This is a genomic window from Geomonas silvestris, from assembly GCF_014193515.1.
Taxonomy (GTDB): Bacteria; Desulfobacterota; Desulfuromonadia; order Geobacterales; family Geobacteraceae; genus Geomonas; species Geomonas silvestris.
In genome coordinates, this window is the sequence record NZ_BLXX01000007.1 from 152,555 (window position 1) to 170,449 (window position 17,895).

Here is a 17,895-nt window from a genome sequence, read left to right on the forward strand (position 1 = left end):
TATAAAATCGAGCTAATTTAGCACATTCGTGGAAAATATCAACCTATTTTCTCTCTGTCAATCTCCGCGATCCGGTCCAGCACCTCGTCGATGAGCCACTTAGGGGTGGAAGCCCCGGCGGTTACGCCGACCTTTTCGACCCCGGAGAACCAGGTCGGATCGAGCTGGCTCGCGGTCTCGATGTGGTGGGTGCGCGGCAAGAGTTCGCTGCAGACCTCGGCGAGCCTTTTGGTGTTGGCCGAGTTGAAACCGCCGATCACGATCATGCAGTCCACCTTGCCGGCGAGCGCCTTGGCCTCTTCCTGGCGCACCGCGGTCGCGTCGCAGATGGTGTGGTAGACGCGGATCTCGCCCCCCTTGGCGAGGCAGGCGTTCACCACGTCTTTCAGGTTCTCGAAGGACTGGGTGGTCTGGGCGACCACGCCGATCTTCGCCATGCGCGGGAGTTTCGCGGCCTCGTCGCCGCACCCCACCACGTAGACCTTCCCGGTCGCGTAGGAGACGATCCCCTGGACCTCCGGGTGGTCGGCGTCGCCGACCACGACCACGTCGTAGCCCGCCTGCGAGAGGCTCGCCACGTGTTCCTGCGCCTTCTTGACGAAGGGGCAGGTGGCGTCGACGATCTCGAGGTTTTTCGAGACCGCGGCCTCGAGTTCCTCGGCGGCGACGCCGTGCGAGCGGATGATGATGGTGCCGGCGTCCGCCTCGTTCACGTCGCCGAGCACCTTCACCCCCATCTCCTCGAGGCGCTGTACCACCTGCGGGGAGTGGATGATGGGGCCCAGGGTGTAGGTTTCGCCCTTTCTGTCGGCCGCCTCGAAGGCGAGGTGCGTGGCGCGCTTGACGCCGAAGCAGAACCCCGCCTGTTTAGCCAGTATGACTTCCATGTTGCTCCTTTTGAAACGAAAAATCTTTGAACCGGAACCGGTTTTGCCACGGAGACACGGAGGTCGCGGAGGAAAACCAGAAACGAACTTCTGAGGTAAAACCAAAAGCGAGAAAAACAAGAACCGGATTTGCCGCGGTGCCACCAAGCACACGGAGAAGGCGACTCGGCAGAGCTAAGGACCAAAGCGCCGAGAGACAGGCAAAACCAGCACAACCGGTTCGGCCTTACGCGCTGACGTCAAAGGCCGAACCCGCTTAAAAGGTTCACCCCGCCGTTGTCTTTCCTCTGTGCTCCTCTGTGTCCTTGTGGTTCGGAAAAGATTCTGCCTTTACGCCGCTACCCGCTCTTTCACGGTCTTTTCCATGAAGGAGAGGACCTCGTCGATGGTCATCGCGGTAGAGTCGACGGGGACGGCGTCTTCGGCCCTCTTCAGGGGGGCGTGCTCGCGGCTTTCGTCCTGCCTATCGCGACAGACCACCTTCTCGATGGTCTCCTCGAGGGTCACCTTTTCGCCGCGCGCCACGAGTTCCAGGTAGCGGCGCCGGCCGCGCTCCTCGGCGCTCGCGGTGAGGAAGAACTTCACCTCGGCGTCGGGGAAGACCACGGTGCCGATGTCGCGCCCCTCGAGGATCACTCCCCCCTTTACCCCCATCTTCCTCTGCATCTGCAAAAGGGCATCGCGCACAGGCTTTCTCGCCGAGATGCAGGAGGTCAAAAGCCCCACCTCTTCGGTGCGGATTTCCCGGGAGACGTCCCCGCCGTTCACCAGGACCCGGTAGGCCTCCCCTTCCCGCTCGAACTCGATGTCGATCCCGCGGCAGAGCTCGGTAAGCCGCGCATCGTCGTCGCAGGCTATTCCCCCGCGCTGCGCCATGAGGGCGACGGCGCGGAACATGGCGCCGGTGTCGATGTGCAGGTAGCCGAGTCGTTTTGCCAGAAGTTTCGTTATGCTGCTCTTTCCGGCCCCCGACGGTCCGTCGATGGCCACGATCACTCCGTTTGTTCTCTGCGCGCTCAACGTACTGCCACCTCCGTCAGGAGGTCGAGGAAACCGGGGAACGAGGTGGCGATGCACTCGGTGTCGTCCACGGTGGTCGCCCCGCCGGCGGCAAGCCCCGCCACCAGCATGCTCATGGCGATGCGGTGGTCGCCGAAGCTCTCGGCCTGGCAGCCGGCGAGCTTCCCGGCGCCGGTGATCTCCATGCCGTCCGGGGTCTCGACGATCCCGACACCCGCCTTGGCGAGGTTCTTCGCCATGGCGGCGATCCGGTCGGTCTCCTTGACGCGCAATTCCGCCGCATCCTTCACGCGGGTGGTCCCTTCGGCAAGCGCTGCGGCGACGCAGATGACCGGGAACTCGTCGATGGCGCGCGGCACCACCTCGCCGGAGATCTCGATCGCCTTAAGCTGCGAGTGGCGCACCCTGAGGTCGGCCACCGGCTCGCCGGACTGCTCGCGCTCGTTTTCCAGCGCGATATCGGCACCCATCGCCTTCAGGATGTCGAGGATGCCGGTGCGGGTCGGGTTCACCCCGACGTTGCGGATCAAAAGCTCGGAACCCGGGACGATGAGGGCCGCCACCATGAAGAAGGCGGCCGAGGAGATGTCCGCGGGGACCGCGATGTCGGCGGCCTTCAGGTCCACGCCGCCGGTGAGGCGCACGCCACCCTCGAAGCTCTCGATGTGCGCGCCGAAGTGGCGCAGCATCCGCTCGGAGTGGTCGCGGGAGAGGTGCGGCTCGTAGATCGTGGTGGTCCCCTCTGCGTAGAGGCCGGCCAGCATGAGCGCCGACTTCACCTGGGCCGAGGAGACCGGCGAGGTGTACTCGATCCCGGTGAGCTTCCCCCCCTGGATGGCGAGCGGCGCCTTCTCGCCGCCGTCGCGGCCGAGGATGCGGGCGCCCATCTTGGTGAGCGGTCCGACCACGCGCTTCATGGGGCGGGCGCGCAGGTACTTGTCGCCGGTCAAGACCGAGAAGAAGCCCTGGCCGGCGAGAAGACCGGTCAGAAGCCGCATCGAGGTCCCCGAGTTGCCGCAGTCCAGAACGTCGGAGGGTTCCGAGAGGCCGTGGAGTCCCTTGCCGTGGATGGTGATGGTCGAGCCGTCATCGTCGATCTGGATCCCCATGGCGCGGAAGGCCTCCAGGGTGGCGAGGGCGTCCTCGCCGCGCAGGAAGCCGGTCACCTTCGTGGTGCCGGTGGCCAGGGAGCCGAACATGATGGAGCGGTGCGATATGGATTTGTCGCCGGGTACGGTGATGTCGCCCCGTACCGTCTTGGCGCATTGCACGGTGAAACTTTGCATGAGGCCTCCGACAAACCTTGAATGAAATTTACTGCAACGTTTGGATACCAAAGCGAAAATCAAGTGCAGGGGACGCGGATTATGCGGATTTCGCAAAAATCACGCGAATACGACGGATAAACCTAAAGTAAACAAAAAGGCTGGTTTACTCGTGAAAATCCGCAGCTACTTCCGGACCATCCGCGTCTAAAGCCTTTCCGCTTGTTTTCGCCTCTAAAGAATCGCATCCCGTTTCTGCTTGGAGTTCAGGAAGAACGCCTCGAGGGCCTCGGCGTCGCCGGCCTCCACCAACCCTCTCAGCTTCGCCAGGTACCCCGCAAAGAAGTCCATGGTCTCCAATATCGCCTCGCGGTTGGTAAGCGCGATGTCGCGCCACATGACGGGGTCGGAACTCGCGATCCTCGTGAAGTCGCGGAACCCCCCGGCGGTGAAGGCGAGAAGGTCGCCCCCGAAACGGTCGTAACCGTCGACGGCGTTCACCAGCGAGTAGGCGACCATGTGCGGCAGGTGGCTTATCGCCGCAAGCATCCGGTCGTGCTGCACGGGATCCATGAGGGGAACGCTGCACCCGGCCCGCCGCCACATCTCGACGACCTTCTCGAGCGCCGCGGGATCGGTCTTCCCGGTCGGGGTCACGATGCTCCGCTTCCCCCGGTACAGGGTCGCAAAGGAGGCCTGCACCCCGGAGTGCTCGGTGCCGGAGATGGGATGCCCCCCGACGAAGTGCACCCCCTCGGGCATCAGCTCCTCGCAGGCGGCTACCACGAACTCCTTCACGCTCCCGCCGTCGGTCACGATGGTGCCGGGCTTTAAAACCGGCGCGATCTCGGCGACGACCGCGGGGATGGAACAGACCGGGGTGGAGACGAAGACGACGTCGGCGCCGTTCACCCCTTCGCGCGGGTCGACGACGTAGCGGTCCAAGACGCCCAATTCGACACCGCGCCTGAGGTTCTCCTCGTCGCGGTCGATCCCGACGATTTCCCGAACCGCACCCGCCTCGCGCAGGGCGCGCGCCAGCGAGCCGCCGATGAGGCCGACGCCGATGACGGCGAGCCTTTCTATCAGGACGCCCCCAACCGCCATCAGGAACGGGCCCTGGGGTAGGATCCGAGCACCTTGACGAACTGGCAGCAGTCCCCGAGCTCCCGGACCGCCTCGGCTACCGCCGGGTCGCCGATGTGGCCGGAGAGGTCGAGGAAGAAGATGTACTCCCAGGCCTTCTTTTTAAGCGGGCGCGACTCGATCTTCGAGAGGTTGATGTTGCGCTTGGCGAAGGGCTCCAGCATGCGGTGCAGGATCCCCGGCTCGTCGCGCACCAGGAACATGAGCGAGGTCTTGTCGTCGCCGGAGGGGTCGGTCATCTTGCGCCCGATCACCAGGAACCGGGTGAAGTTGTTCACCTGGTCCTCGATGCGCGCCTTCACCACCTTCAGGTTGTAGATGGAGGCGGCGTACTCGCTCGCGATGGCGGCGGCGTGGTAGTCCTCGGCCACGATCTGGGCGGCGAGCGTTGTGGAGGCGACGTCGACCAGGGGGACGTTGGGGAGGTTTTCGGCGAGCCACTTGCGGCACTGGGCCAGGGGCTGCGGGTGCGAGTAGACCTTCTTGATGTCCTCGAAGCGCCCGGTGCGCGACAAAAGGAAGTGCGAGACCTCGAGGAGCACCTCGGCGTTGACCTTTAACTCGCTCTCCATGAACATGTCGAGGGTGTGGGTCACCATCCCCTCGGTGGTGTTCTCGACCGGGACCACGCCGTAGTAGGCCTCACCCTTCTCGACCGCCTCGAAGACGGCAGGGATGGAGCGTTCCGGGGAGAGCTCGGCGGAGAGGCCGAACTGCTGCATGGACGCCAGGTGGCTGAAGGTGGCCTTGGGGCCCAGGAAGGCCACCCGCATCGGGTGCTCGAGCGAAAGCGAGGCGGAGATGATCTCGCGGAACACGCCGCGCACGGCGTCCGAGGGGAAGGGGCCCGGGTTCGCCGCGGTGAGGCGGTCGTAGATCTCCCGCTCGCGGCTGGGGACGTGGAAGTCGCTCTTGGCCTCGGTCTTCAGGGTCCCCACCTGCATGACCAGCGCGGCACGCTGGTTGAGGAGCTCGAGGATGCGGTCGTCGACCGCGTCTATTTCCTGGCGGAGATGTGCGAGCGTCTGCTTTTTCTGCAAGATTCGGTTACCTTCTAGGCGGGGGTAGTGAGAGTCAGCGAAGCGTCCATGTATAAGACACTACGAGGAAAGTTGCAATGTTTTTTTGGTTAGGAAACGGCAAACCGGGTCAGCCGCGGAGAGACGGAGGACACGGAGAAAGGCAAAAGCGGAGAAGCGTTCACCATCAGAGGACACAGGGGAACCCAGAGGAAAAACAACGGCGGGGGAACCTGTAATCGGGTACGGCCTTAATGACCGTTATACTAGGAGGCCAAAAACCTTGGCCCTAGTCCCCAGTCCCTGTTTGGCCTTCCCCTGTGTTCCTCGGGTTTACCTCTGTGTCCTTGCTCTGTGTTCAGGCTCTTAGGTTTTCCCCTGTCCCTAGCCCCTGCCGTCAATACACTTCGGCGTGGGCCTCGGGGTTCATCGGGTTGGTGCGCACGGCGAGCGAGTAGAGGTAGGGATAGTCCTTCTTCAGGTGCCACATGTAGGATACCCACTGCACCAGCAGGTGGGTGTGGGCCCTTTTCATATCTCCGGAGAGGTGGTCGAGGTCGCTCTCGGGAAGCCCGGTGAGGCTCTTCCGCGCCCGGAGTTCCTCGATGAGGTGGAAGACGGCCCACAATAGGTCGGTGAAGGCGTCGTGCTCCAGGAGGTTCGGGTTCTCCATGAGGGCGAGCATGGTCCCCTTCTTCTCGAGCAGGAAGTCCTTGAGCTGGACCAGGTCGCCGCGCCGCGAGTCGAGCCGGATGTCCTGCGCCTTGAGAAAACGCAGGGCCTCCTGGAAGTTCTGGTCCTTCCACTGCGGGGTCGGGCGCAGGTGCCGGGAGATCTCGTGGCCGTCGGGGAAGAACTCGAGGAAGTCGCGCAAAAGCTGGGTTCCCACCTCGGAGAAGAAGATGCCGATCACCATGTTGAGCTTCTTCATCATCGCCTCGCGCTCGCGGTTTTTGATGACCCGCTCGAGCATGAGCGTCACGAAGAGGACGTAGACCGGGAGGAAGGCCACGTTGGACATGAAGCCGAAGCCTATCTCGCCCAAGCGGCCGAAGAAGAAGTAGTCGGTGAGGTAGAGCACCAGGGAGACGAGAAGCAGGGACCAGACGATCTTGTCTTTGGGGATGCGGAACTTCAAGGGGCCCTCCGGGATTAAAGTAGAGGGGCGACAGGGTAGCACAGATTACCGCAAAACGAAAAGCACTCACCACAGAGGAAGGCAAATCATAACAACCAGGAAAATCGTTTAACCACAAGGACACGGAGGTACACAGAGGAAAGGCAACTGCGGGAAAACCTTGAAACGGGTTCGGCCCATTCACGCCGGGCGGTCCAGGCCGAAGAGCCTGGAGAAGGCTGTCGACCAAAAGCTCTCACACAGGGGACACAGAGGGAGAGTCGAGGTAGACAGGGTAAAATCTTTTTGGTGTTACGTCTTCAGGTCTTCCCCTGTGTGCCTTCGTTTTTCCCCTGTGTACCTTGGTGAGTGCCTTTAAGGTTTAACCGATGCGGCGCAGCCCCTCGGCTACTTTTATGGTGGCACCCCGCCAGGTGGGGAAGATGCCGGAGATCACTCCGACCAAAAGCGCCGCCAGGACCTCCAGGGTGATGGTCTCCCGCGAGACGCTGAAGTACGGGAAGAACTGGGCCAGCTGGGTCTCGATCCACAAGGCGGCCGGGAAGGTCCCCACGGCTCCCAGGACGCCGCCGAACAGGGAAATGGCCACGGACTCGCCGAAGATGAGCACCCCCAGGTGCCCCGCCTTGAACCCCAGGGTCTTAAGTGTCGCATACTCGCCGGTCCGCTCGCGCGCGGTCATCGCCATGGTGTTGGCCGCCACCACCATGATGATGGCGATCACCATGTAGGAAACGATCTGGATCGCCACCATGATCGCCTCGGTCATGGAGACGAAGCTCATGTGGAAGGCCTTCTCGGTCTCGGTGAGGGTCTCGGCCAGGGAGTTCTTGAAGATGCCGTCGATGGTGAGGGCCACGTCGGGGGCGAGCTCGGGCTTCTTCACCCCGACCATGTAGAAGCCGACCTGGTCGGCGCGCCTAGCCACGCTCTTCTTCAGGGTCTCGTTCAGGTAGTCCCAGTGAAAGAGCAGGATGCGCTCCTCGGTGGTCTTCTCGGCGCCGTGGTAGACGCCGCGCACCACCATCTCCCAGTTGCCGGGGTAGATGGTCCCCTTTAAGGTGACGATGTCCCCCACCTTCCAGCCGTAGGTCTTGGCGAGCTTGCTCCCGACGATGCACCCCTTGCGGTCCATCAGGAAGTCGCTGCGCTCCTTGGGGGAAAGCCGGAACTCGGGGTAGAGGTCGAGGTAGCTCGCGGGCTGGACGGCGTAGTTCGCGAAGAAGTGTTTCTCGTCGATGTAGATGCCGCCGAACCAGTTGCCGTAGGAGACCTGGGTGACCCCGGGGACGCCGCGGATGCGGTCCAGGTAGGAGACCGGGAGCGGGAAGATGAGGGAGATGGCGTTGCGGGTGACCAGGCGGGTGGCCGAGGCGTGTTCGGCGCCGGAGTACCAAAGGCCAACCAGGGTGCGCAAGAGCCCGAAGGCAAGGACCGCCACGGCGACCCCCACCACGGTGAGGATCGAGCGAAGCTTGTGCCGGAACATGTTGCGCACTATGAACTTCAACATGAACATGAGGAGCTCACCTGTTTGTTGTACCGTACTGCCAATGTAAGGGCGACGCTGCTCGGACCGATCCGACCGATAAGACGATCGGACCGAGCACACTCCACGGGAGCCGTCAGCTTTCCCGCAGGGCGCTGACGATGCTCAACCTCGCCGCACGCACTGCCGGGAGCATGCCGCCTATGAAACCCATCACCAGGGAGAAGACAAGCGACTTCCAGAAGATCCCGAAGGTGAGGGTGAAGGAGAAGGCCAGCTCGGAGAAGGACGCCCAGTTCATGGTGGAGATGGTGATGAACTGGAGAAAGGACGCGGCCACTACTCCCAACACCCCTCCACAAAGCCCCAACAACAACGCCTCGAGCAAAAACGCCCCCAGGATGCTCACCCGCTGAAACCCCAAGGCCCGCAGGGTCCCGATCTCCCCTACCCGGTTCGCCACGGCCGCGTACATGGTGATGGTCGCCCCGATCACGGCTCCTATGGAAAAGACGACGGTAAGCACCATCCCGAGGATGCGCAGGAAGTTCGCCATCGCCTCGGACTGGTCCAGGTAGTACCTGGTCTCGCGCTTCGCCTCGACGGTGAGCCTCGGGTCGCTCTCGATGCGCGCCTTGAACGGATCGAAGCGCCCGGGATCCTTCATCCGGAACAGTACGGAGGAGTAGACCTGGCGCCGGAAGGCCTGCATCATCTGGTCGCAGTCGCCCCAGATCTCGGAGGAGAACCCGGTGCTCCCGGCGTCGAAGATCCCCACCACGCGCCAGTCGCGCATCCCGAAACGGAGCGTCTCGCCCAGCCCGCACCCCTGGAAGCGCCGCGCGATGCTCTCGCCGGCAATCACCTCGGCGGAACCGGGGCGCGGCAGCCTCCCCACCTTGAGGTGCACCGCGGGCCTCAGGTCAAGGGAGGCGGCGGCGATGCCGCGGATCACCACGTTCGCGGGGTTGTTGCTGCCGCGCTTTTTCAGGTTGATGAGGACCACCAGCTCCTTCGCCAGGAGCTCGTTGCCGTCGGCGCCGATCGCCACCTCGGGCTGGCTCTCGATGAGCGCCGCCTGGTCGCGCTCCACACCGCTTTGCACCTCGGAGTTGGACGCCTTCCTGATGACCACCACGTTGTCGGAGGAACCGGTCTGCACCAGGGTCTGCTGCAACCCCTCGGCGAGCATGAGGGTCGCCGCGAAGACGAAGACCACGAGCCCCATGCCGCTTGCGGTGAGGACGGTGGTCAGGCGCCGGGTCCAGAGGTTGCGCAGGCTATAGGAGTAGGGGATCCCCATCGTCAGCTCTCGCTCAGTTCGCCCTTCTCGAGGTGGCGGATCAGGTGGGCCTTCTCGGCGGCGCGCGGGTCGTGGGTCACCATGATGATGGTCTTCCCCAGCTCGTGCACCAGGCGGTCCATGAGCTTCAGGATCTCCTCGGCGGAGGCGCGGTCGAGGTCGCCGGTCGGCTCGTCGGCCACCAGGATCTCGGGATCGGTGACCACGGCGCGGGCGATGGCGACCCGCTGCTGCTGGCCGCCGGAGAGCTGGGAGGGGTAGTGGTCCATCCGGTCGGCGAGCCCGACCACGGAGAGGACCGCCTCGACGTGCTCGCGGCGCTCGCGACGGGAGAGCGAGGTCAGCAGGAGGGGGAGCTCCACGTTCTCGAAGGCGGTGAGGACCGGGATCAGGTTGTAGAACTGGAAGATGAAGCCGACGGAATGGGCGCGCCAGCGGGCGAGCTCGTTCTCGGAGAGGCCGGTGATCTCCACCCCGGCCACCTTGATGGAGCCCGAATCGGCGGAGTCGATGCCGGCGATCAGGTTCAAGAGGGTGCTCTTGCCGGAACCCGACGGCCCCATGAGCGCCACGAACTCGCCGCGGGCGATGTCGAAGCTGATGCCGGTCAACACCGGCAGGACCTGGTTGCCGCGCCGGTAGCTCTTGGAGAGGTTGCGTATGGAGACGATCGCGTCCGGGCTTGCGCTCATCACTTCTCCTGGGTCTTGATGCGGGAGCGGTCCTTGAGTTTCTCGAGCGGCTTCACGGCGATACGCTCGCCGGCCTTGAGCCCTCCGGTCACCTGCACCAGGTCCCCCACCTTTTCGCCGAGGGTGACCGGGGTCTCGACGACCTCGTCACCCTTCACCAGGAAGACCACCTTCCTCCCGCCGCGCTCCACGATGGACGCGGGCTGGATGGCCAGAAGCGGCTTGTTCTCGCTCGGTGCCACCGGGCGCTCCAGGAAGGCGACCTTGGCGCTCATCTCGGGGAGGATGCGGGGGTCCCGGTCCAGGAAGCGCACCTTCACGAGGACGCTCCCCTTGCTGCGGTCGGCGGTGGGGACGATGGTGTGCAGCTCGGCGCGGAAGCGGGTATCGGAGAGGGCGTCGAGGAGGATCTCGCAGGGCTGGCCCACCTTCACCTTGGCGATGTTGGCCTCGGAGACGTCGGCCTCGACCTCGAGGGAACCCATGTCGGCCAGGGTGACCACGGCGGCCTTGGCGTTGGCCGCGGCGGCGAGCGGAGAGACGATGTCCCCGACGTCCGCGTTCTTGGTGAGCACCACGCCGTCGAAGGGGGCGCGGATCAGGGTGTAGTCAAGCGACGCCTCGGCACCGGCGAGGGCTGCCTGGGCGGCGCGGATGTTGTCGCGGGCCCCGGCGCTGGCGGCGACGGCGCGGTCGTAGCGGGCCTTGGCGCTGTCGTAGTCGGACTGGGAGATGATCCCCTGGCCTATGAGTTCCTTGTTGCGGGAGAGGTTGCGGGCAGCGTCCTTCTCCTCGACCCGGGCCTGTTCGAGGACCGCGCGGGCGTTGGCGAGGGATGCTTGGGCCTGGTCCTTGGTGGCCGTGACGTCGCGGTTTTCCAGGCGCGCCAGGAGCTGGCCGGCACGCACCACGCTCCCTTCCTCGACACCCAGCCACTCGAGCCGGCCGGTCGCCTTCGAGGAGACCGCCGCCTTGCGCTGGGCCACCACGTAGCCGCTGGCGTTTAAGAGAGAAAAGGTCTGGGAGGGGTAGACCAGCGAAACCGTGGCGACCTCGACCTGCACCGGGCGGGTCACCAGCACCCGCCACCCCAAAAGCGCCACCAGAAGGACGGCCGCCGCGATGATGAGCCAGAAACGCCGGCGTTTGCCGGGGCCGGCGGGGGAGGTGTAGCGCTCCTTGTCGATGGTGAGCTTGTTCAGATCGTCTTGAGCCATAGGTCGCACTCCCCGTGAAAGTCTTAACTTCTTACCACTTTTAGAAGCAATGGACAATTGACAATGAACAATCGACGACTGACGGCTGAAGGCCCAGGCAGTTACGATGCCTGAAAATGACGTAAGGGACGCAAGGGACCGAAGGATTTACGGGGCCTGACCTGACGTCCTAGAGCTCCTCGACCAGCATTTCGGTTACCTCGACGTCGGGGCGCTCGACCAATAGCCAACGCTCGAGCTCCTGCAACTGGGCACGGGCGTGGCTTGCGCTTTGGGAGAGGGTCACGAAGGCGAGCTCGGCATCCTCGGGCTGGTCGTTGAGTCCCGCCTCGGTGCAGGCTACGTTGAACCGGTTGCGCGCCCGGGTAAGTACGCTCTTCACGATGGAACGCTTCTCCTTCAGGGTCCGGCTGGTCAGACGCAAACGCAACATGAGCATGACGACGTGCATAAGGTTACCCCCCTTCCCTCTCCACCTTAACCCTGCTCTTCACTTTTTCTCAACACCCAACTCTTTACCGCATTCTCACGTTGTCAGCCAGGCGCAATTTCGCTACACTGCGGCCTTCTTGAAAAGGAGCCTGTCATGTCGATCCTGCGCCTGCCCCTGTTCTTGTTTCTCCTCGCCTTTTCGGCGCTTGCCGGCTGCGCCCCGACGCTGCGCACCTCGCAGCTCCCCCCGGGTTTCTCGGTGCAGCCGCTCGCCAAGATCGACGCCGGCTCCGCCTGGGCGGTGAACGGAAACGGCACCGTCGCCGCGGTGCACGAGAACCAGCTGAACCTGGTGGTGGCCGCGCCTCAGCCCGGTATTCCTGTGGCACCCGCCCCGGCCTTGGTGCTCGCCTTCTCCCCGAAGGGGGACCGGCTCGCGGCGGCCTTCGCCGAGGGAGCAGAGAGTTCGCTGTGCGGTTACGACACGGGTGGCAGACTCCTCGCCGCAACGAAGGTTCCGGGACGGGTGACGGCAATCGTTTGGCGCAGCGACGCCGAGATACTGGCCACCTCGCTCTCCCTCAAGCGCCTGAGTATTGGCTGCGAGCTCTCCTCGTTCCTGGTGCGCTGGGACCTGAAAGGAGCGGCGGCGCAGACGATGATCTTCGACGTGACGGTGCGCCCCGAGCTTGCCAAGTTACCGGAGACCGAGCTTTACCGCACGCTCAATTTCGCCCTCTCCCCCTACGGTGACGAGATCGCCTACACGGCACTCAAGGACCCGCCGCTTTCCCCGCCCTACGAGAGGGTCGCGCTGCGCCACCTGGAGAGCGGTGCCGAAAAGGTGGTCACCGAACTGCCGCTTTTCTCGGGGGGGCCTGCCTACCTGCCGGACGGCAACCACCTCCTGGTTGGAACCGCGGGAACCATCACCCGCAAGCTGAAACTGCCGAGTGGCAACGAGGTAAACGCCTGGACCAGCCCCGGCGACCAGATCGCGGTCTCTCCTTCGGGGGGGTACCTTTTGCTGGACAACCGGCTCTACCAGGGGAACCAGGAACTCTTCTCCCTGCCGCGCCGGGCTCAGGGGAGTTTTCTCCCCGACGGCAGCGGGCTCGTGGTGGCGGACGGGGGGAATCTCTTCCTGGTATCGGGACTGAACGACCAGCCGCGCCCCGCGCTCCCCGGGGACCTCGACCGCATCCTGGAACTGCGCAGGCTGTTCATGCAGGGGGTGATCAGCGATGCCGAGTACAAGGGCCGGCTCAAGACGTTGAGCCAGCCGTAAACCTCGCAAGGCAAAAGCTTTTACCACAGGGGACACAGAGGTACACGGAGGAAAACCAACGGCGGGGAAAATCTTTGGAAGGGGCGGCCGCTTCATGCCAGGCGGTTAAGGCCGAAGAGCTTGACTAGCCCCCAGCCCCTAACCCCGATGTTTGCCTTCCCCTTTGTTCCTCGGGTTTACCTCTGTGTTCAGGCTTTTAAGCAGGACCCCGGGACGGAACCAAAACCCTTTAGAGGTAACGTTTTTGCGTTCCTCTGTGGTCCTCTGCGCGCCTCTTTGGTTGACGCTTTGCCAGGTTTTCCTTGGCGCCCGCTTTTCCCTTTTTTCTTGCCCGCACCTTTTAAAAGGTGTATCCATGCTGTCCCCCATAATTACGCGTACTACCGAAGGAGAAACACCCATGGGCATTCTTGCCAATACCGTCAGCGTCTGTCACTTCCAGGTCCAGGGGGAACTCCCCAAGCGTGAGGAACTCTTCGCCTGGGCCTGTACCCAACTCGCCGGCCACCGCTTCACCCCGATCGACCAGGGGACCGAAGAGTTCTCGATCGGCTGGGTCCACCTGGACGACCCGAGACTCGCCGAATTCGACTCCCCCACCGCCTGCTGGCGTGAAAACTACCTGACCTTCACCCTGCGCCGCGACCGCCGCGCCGTGCCGTCGGCTGTTTTGAAGGCGCACCTGGAACGCGCCAAGGAGCAGTTCCTGGCCGAGAACCCGAGCTTCACCAAGGTCCCGAAACAAAAACGCGAGGACCTGAAAGAAGCGGTGCGCGCCATGCTCCTCTCCCAGACGCTTCCGACTCCGTCGACCTACGACGTGGTCTGGGACACCAACACCGGGATGGTCACCTTCAGCTCGCTGTCGCCCAAGGTGATCGAGATGTTCGAGGACCTCTTCAAGAAGACCTTCGAGGGGCTGCGCCTCTCTGCCTTCCACCCCTACGCCCGCGCCGAGAAGGTGCTCGACGAGGGGAACCGCGTACTCTTGCAGAAGGCCAACAAGGCAAGCGGCGACAGCTACTTGGAGCTCATCAAGGAGAACCAGTGGCTGGGGACCGACTTCCTGCTCTGGCTCATGTACCAGACCATGAACGAGAACTCGGAGTACCGGGTGAACCAGCCGGGGATCCTGGTGGAGAACGATCAGTTCGTGGGATACCTGGACGACCGGGTCATCCTCTTGGGAGCCGGGGACAACGGCGCCCAGAAGATCACCGTGGCGGGTCCGCAGGACCGCTTCAACGAGGTGCGCAGCGCCCTTTTGAACAACAAGCAGATCACCGAGGCGACGCTGCACCTGGAGACGGGGGACGACCACTGGAAGATGACCCTGAAGGGTGAGCTCTTCCACTTCGCCTCGCTTAAGTCCCCGGCGGTGAAGATCGAGAAGGACAACACCACCGACCCGGACCTGGAGCGCGAAGCGGTGTTCTTCGAGCGGATGGTGGTGCTGGACAAAGGGAACCAGCTCTTCGACTCGCTGTTTGCCGAGTTCCTGAAGCTGAGGCTGGGGGCCGGTTGGGGTGAGCAGGAGGCGGCGATCACCGGTTGGCTGAACATCTGCCCGAGCTGCCACTCGGCACTGGCCGGGAAGTAACGCCCCGCCGCAAAAAGGCACAAGAGACACAAAAAAAGACCTTTCGGTAACCAGCACAAACGGTGCTGACGCCGGAAGGTCTTTTTTTTGGTCCTAAGGCAAAACCTGGTTAGCCACGGAGGCACCAAGCGCACGGAGAAAGGCAGCTCATAGGATCAATGGCCACAAAACCCCGTAAAAATACCAAGAGTACAAACCAGTAACCACAGAGACACAGGGGAACACAGAGGAAAAACAACGGCGAGGTAAACCTTTCATCTGGTTCGGCCTGCAACGTCAGCGCTTTAGGCCGAACCAGTTTGACGGTTTTCGTTGCCTATCCGCGCTAAGGCGCGTTAACTCTGGGGCTAAACTGCATATCACCAAGTTTTTTCTCCGTGCCCTTGGTGGCTCCGTGGCTAAAATCCGTTTTATAGGGCACCGGTGATGCGGCCGCCACCGAGCACCTCTTCGCCGCGGTAGAAAACCACGGACTGCCCCGGGGTAACCGACTTCTGGGGCTCGACGAATCTCACCTCGCCCTCCCCTCCCTCAAGTAACCTCACGCGACACTCGATCGGCTGCTGACGGTAGCGGATCTTGCAGCTCGCTTCCAACTCGCCTGCCCCGGGCGGCACGATCCAGTTCAAATCGCTCACCTTGAGCCCGGGCGCAAAGAGCCCACCGATCTCGCCGACGGTCACCCGGTTCTCCTTGGCGTCGATGGCCACCACGTAGAGGGGCTCCTTCCAGGCGATGCCGAGCCCCCTGCGCTGCCCGATGGTGTAGCGGTGGGTGCCGTTGTGCCGCCCGATAACGCTGCCGTCTACATGCACGATCTCGCCCGGCCCGGTCAGGTGCTGCGGCTCCATCTCGAGAAAGGCGACGTAGTCGTCGTTGGGGATGAAGCAGATCTCCTGGCTCTCGGATTTCTGCGCGACGGGAAGGCCGTACTCGGCCGCGCGGCGACGCACCTCGTCCTTGGTCGGGACCTCCCCCAAGGGAAAGACCACGCGGCTTAGCTGCTCCTGGGTCAGGGTGTAGAGAAAATAGGACTGGTCCTTGGCGAGGTAGCTCGCCTTCAGGAGGTGCCAAAGCCCGTCGGCACCGAGTTCGGTCCGCACGTAGTGCCCGGTCGCCAGGTAGTCGGCCCCGAGCTCCCGGGCCTTCTCCAGCAAGAGACCGAACTTCACGTACCGGTTGCAGCGCACGCAGGGGTTCGGGGTCGCGCCGCCGAAGTACTGGTCGCGGAAATCCTCCATGATGAGCCGAGCGAACTCCGTCTCGAAATGCACCTGGTGGAAGGGGATCCCGAGGTAGTCGGCGACCACTTCCGCGTCCCCTTTGGCCCCCGGGACCTCGCCGGGACGCTCGAAGAGTTTCATGTTGATCCCGATCACCTGCGCCCCCTGCTCCTTCAAGAGGGCGGCCACGGTGGAGGAATCGACCCCGCCGCTCATGGCGACGGCTATTTTCTTGCCGTTGTAATCATGCATACCTTGATGCTCCTGCCTTTCATGATGAAGCACCATAGTTGACCGATTCGGGCTGCAAGCGCAACTGTTAATTTCGGTTGGGAGTCAGATCTGCGGCCAAAGCGGAGAGGGGCAACGGCGGGAATCTGCCACGGAGAACTTCTGAGACAAAAGCGGAGAGAGGCAACGGCTACGTCTTGAGGGTTAACCCAAAAGCTTTGCTCCGATGTTCCCAGATTTTCTCCGTGGCTACCAGTAAGCCGACTGGGTCAGGACGGTTTGCTGGTACTCCGCGATGATGGGGAAATCGGCTTCGGCCCAGTCGAGTTCGTGCATGGTCGCCGGGGGAAGCCAGGTGATGGCGGAATGTTCGTGGAGGACGATCTCGCCGGCGGTGATGCTGCAGACGAAGGGATAGAGCGTAACCGTCAGGTTCGGGTAGCTGTGGGTGGCCGGGGTGAGCGGGCGGCCCACGGCTATCTCCACTTCCATCTCCTCGATCAACTCCCGCCTCAGGCACTCCTCGAGTTCTTCCCCAGGTTCCAGTTTCCCCCCGGGAAATTCCCATTTAAGCGGCAGGTTCGAAGAGGCTTTGCGCCGGGCGGAAAGCACCAGTCCGTCGCGTTCGATGATGGCGCAGGCTACGTGGACGTGTCGTTTGGCGGGGGCGGTTTCGTTGGACATGGCGACAACTATAGCATTCATTTACGAATGGACACAAGGGACTAAGGGGACGCAAAGGACCAAAGGGAAAACGACTGCCGGGCCAGAAGGGAACCGCTACGAGAGGTTCTTCTTGAAGCGGGCGATGGCCAGGGTGAGGATGACGACGCCGATGACCGCCAGGGCCGCGAGCTGGGGCCAGAGGATCTCCAACCCTACCCCCTTCTGGAAGATGGACCGGATGATCACCAGGAAAAACCGCATCGGGTTCAGGTAGGTGAGCCACTGCACGGGCTCGGGCATGCTCTCGATCGGAAAGGCAAACCCGGAAAGGAGCATGGCGGGGAAGATCACGAAGAAGGCGCTCATCATCGCCTGCTGCTGGGTCCGGCTGATGGTGGAAATGAGCAGCCCGATCCCGAGGGAACTCATCAGGAACACGGCGGTGGACCCGAAGAGGAGCAGAAGGCTCCCCCGCAACGGCACCTCGAACCAGAAAACGGCCACGAGCGAGACCAGCGCCACGTTGATGAAACCGATCAGCACGAAGGGGACGGTCTTCCCCAGGATGAACTCCCCCTTGCCGATGGGGGTCACGATCACCTGCTCGATGGTCCCGATCTCCTTCTCGCGCACCACCGCCATGCTGGAGAGGAGCATGGTGATGATGAAGACGATGTTGGTGATGACGGCGGGGACGAAGAAGTTGCGGCTCTCCAGGTTCTCGTTGTACCAGGCGCGGCTGGCGAGCTCGACGCCGCGCACCGGCACGGTACGCCCCGCGGCACGCTTAACGGCGGCAAGCTGGAGCTGGCTTCCGTAACCGTTCACGATGCGCATCGCGTAGTTCAGCACGATCCCCGCAGTGTTGGAGTCGGTGCCGTCCAGGATGAGCTGCACGGTGGCGCCGCGGCCACCGACGAGCCCGGCCCCGAAGCCGTGGTTCATGCGCAAAAGGGCCTTCACCTCGCCGCGGTCGATGAGCTCGCGCGCCCGGGCCTCGTCGCTCACCCGCTCGGTGAGCTCGAAGTAGCCGGACTTGAGGAAGCGGTCGGCGAGCTCGCGGCTCTGGCTCGAGTTGTCCAGGTCGTAGACGGCGGTCGCCACGTGGCGCACGTCGGTATTGACCGCATAGCCGAAGATGATGGTCTGCACCGCCGGGATGATGAACACCACAAAGCGCATGCGCGGGTCGCGCAGCACCTGGATGAACTCCTTGATCAGCATGGCCTTGAGACGCTCGTACAAAAGGGGTACCTCGGTGCTTGGTTTCAGGTTTTTA

At 63.2% G+C, this 17,895-nt stretch carries 16 protein-coding genes; 2 read left to right on the forward strand and 14 right to left on the reverse strand.

Features of this window, described 5'->3' with window-relative positions; genetic code table 11:
- Nucleotides 1-38: 38 nt before the first annotated feature.
- The 11 genes from GMST_RS12805 to GMST_RS12855 form a co-directional block, all read right to left on the reverse strand.
- Nucleotides 39-887, reverse strand: a complete 849-nt coding sequence (locus tag GMST_RS12805) for a 4-hydroxy-3-methylbut-2-enyl diphosphate reductase (RefSeq protein ID WP_183355051.1) — start codon at nt 885-887, stop codon at nt 39-41.
- 330 nt (nt 888-1,217) lie between these two features.
- Nucleotides 1,218-1,907 carry a (d)CMP kinase gene (gene cmk / locus GMST_RS12810; RefSeq protein WP_183355052.1) on the reverse strand — a complete coding sequence of 230 codons (690 nt, stop codon included), beginning with the start codon at nt 1,905-1,907 and terminating at the stop codon, nt 1,218-1,220.
- Nucleotides 1,904-3,193 (reverse strand): 3-phosphoshikimate 1-carboxyvinyltransferase, encoded by a 1,290-nt coding sequence (gene aroA / locus GMST_RS12815; protein WP_183355053.1) that lies wholly within the window; start codon nt 3,191-3,193, stop codon nt 1,904-1,906. The genes cmk and aroA overlap by 4 nt, the downstream gene beginning before the upstream one ends.
- Before the next feature lie 213 nt (nt 3,194-3,406).
- On the reverse strand, nt 3,407-4,279 hold the full coding sequence (locus GMST_RS12820) for a prephenate dehydrogenase (RefSeq protein ID WP_183355054.1): 873 nt from the start codon (nt 4,277-4,279) through the stop codon (nt 3,407-3,409).
- Nucleotides 4,279-5,358 (reverse strand): prephenate dehydratase, encoded by a 1,080-nt coding sequence (gene pheA / locus GMST_RS12825; protein WP_183355055.1) that lies wholly within the window; start codon nt 5,356-5,358, stop codon nt 4,279-4,281. The genes GMST_RS12820 and pheA overlap by 1 nt, the downstream gene beginning before the upstream one ends.
- Nucleotides 5,359-5,734: 376 nt before the next feature.
- Nucleotides 5,735-6,475: an MJ1433 family protein gene (locus tag GMST_RS12830; RefSeq protein ID WP_183355056.1), complete on the reverse strand. Its 741-nt coding sequence runs from the start codon at nt 6,473-6,475 to the stop codon at nt 5,735-5,737.
- Between the two features lie 361 nt (nt 6,476-6,836).
- Complete coding sequence (locus GMST_RS12835) at nt 6,837-7,994, reverse strand: ABC transporter permease (protein WP_183355057.1); 1,158 nt, start codon at nt 7,992-7,994, stop codon at nt 6,837-6,839.
- Nucleotides 7,995-8,100: 106 nt separating this feature from the next.
- Nucleotides 8,101-9,267: an ABC transporter permease gene (locus GMST_RS12840; RefSeq protein WP_183355058.1), complete on the reverse strand. Its 1,167-nt coding sequence runs from the start codon at nt 9,265-9,267 to the stop codon at nt 8,101-8,103.
- Nucleotides 9,268-9,269: 2 nt separating this feature from the next.
- Complete coding sequence (locus GMST_RS12845; RefSeq protein WP_183355059.1) at nt 9,270-9,959, reverse strand: ABC transporter ATP-binding protein; 690 nt, start codon at nt 9,957-9,959, stop codon at nt 9,270-9,272.
- Nucleotides 9,959-11,176, reverse strand: coding sequence for an efflux RND transporter periplasmic adaptor subunit (locus GMST_RS12850; RefSeq protein WP_443093442.1), 1,218 nt, complete (start codon nt 11,174-11,176; stop codon nt 9,959-9,961). The genes GMST_RS12845 and GMST_RS12850 overlap by 1 nt, the downstream gene beginning before the upstream one ends.
- A 169-nt stretch (nt 11,177-11,345) precedes the next feature.
- Nucleotides 11,346-11,627, reverse strand: coding sequence for a DUF503 domain-containing protein (locus tag GMST_RS12855; RefSeq protein WP_183355060.1), 282 nt, complete (start codon nt 11,625-11,627; stop codon nt 11,346-11,348).
- Between the two features lie 135 nt (nt 11,628-11,762).
- Here GMST_RS12855 and GMST_RS12860 point away from each other — a divergent pair, with 135 nt between their 5' ends.
- Together GMST_RS12860 and rdgC are read left to right on the forward strand one after the other, a co-directional pair.
- The gene (locus tag GMST_RS12860) at nt 11,763-12,896 is read left to right on the forward strand and encodes a WD40 repeat domain-containing protein (protein ID WP_183355061.1); all 1,134 of its coding nucleotides are present in this window, start codon (nt 11,763-11,765) and stop codon (nt 12,894-12,896) included.
- Between the two features lie 400 nt (nt 12,897-13,296).
- Complete coding sequence (gene rdgC / locus GMST_RS12865) at nt 13,297-14,496, forward strand: recombination-associated protein RdgC (RefSeq protein ID WP_183355062.1); 1,200 nt, start codon at nt 13,297-13,299, stop codon at nt 14,494-14,496.
- Nucleotides 14,497-14,906: 410 nt separating this feature from the next.
- On the opposite strand, the gene mnmA is transcribed toward rdgC, so the two are convergent.
- The 3 genes from mnmA to GMST_RS12880 all read right to left on the reverse strand — a co-directional run bounded on the left by mnmA (nt 14,907) and on the right by GMST_RS12880 (nt 17,861).
- The gene (gene mnmA / locus GMST_RS12870) at nt 14,907-15,971 is read right to left on the reverse strand and encodes a tRNA 2-thiouridine(34) synthase MnmA (protein WP_183355063.1); all 1,065 of its coding nucleotides are present in this window, start codon (nt 15,969-15,971) and stop codon (nt 14,907-14,909) included.
- A gap of 228 nt (nt 15,972-16,199) precedes the next feature.
- Nucleotides 16,200-16,634, reverse strand: coding sequence for a (deoxy)nucleoside triphosphate pyrophosphohydrolase (locus GMST_RS12875; protein ID WP_183355064.1), 435 nt, complete (start codon nt 16,632-16,634; stop codon nt 16,200-16,202).
- Between the two features lie 96 nt (nt 16,635-16,730).
- Entirely contained in the window at nt 16,731-17,861 is a 1,131-nt protein-coding gene (locus GMST_RS12880; RefSeq protein ID WP_183355065.1) for an ABC transporter permease, read from the reverse strand.
- Between the last annotated feature and the right edge of the window lie 34 nt (nt 17,862-17,895).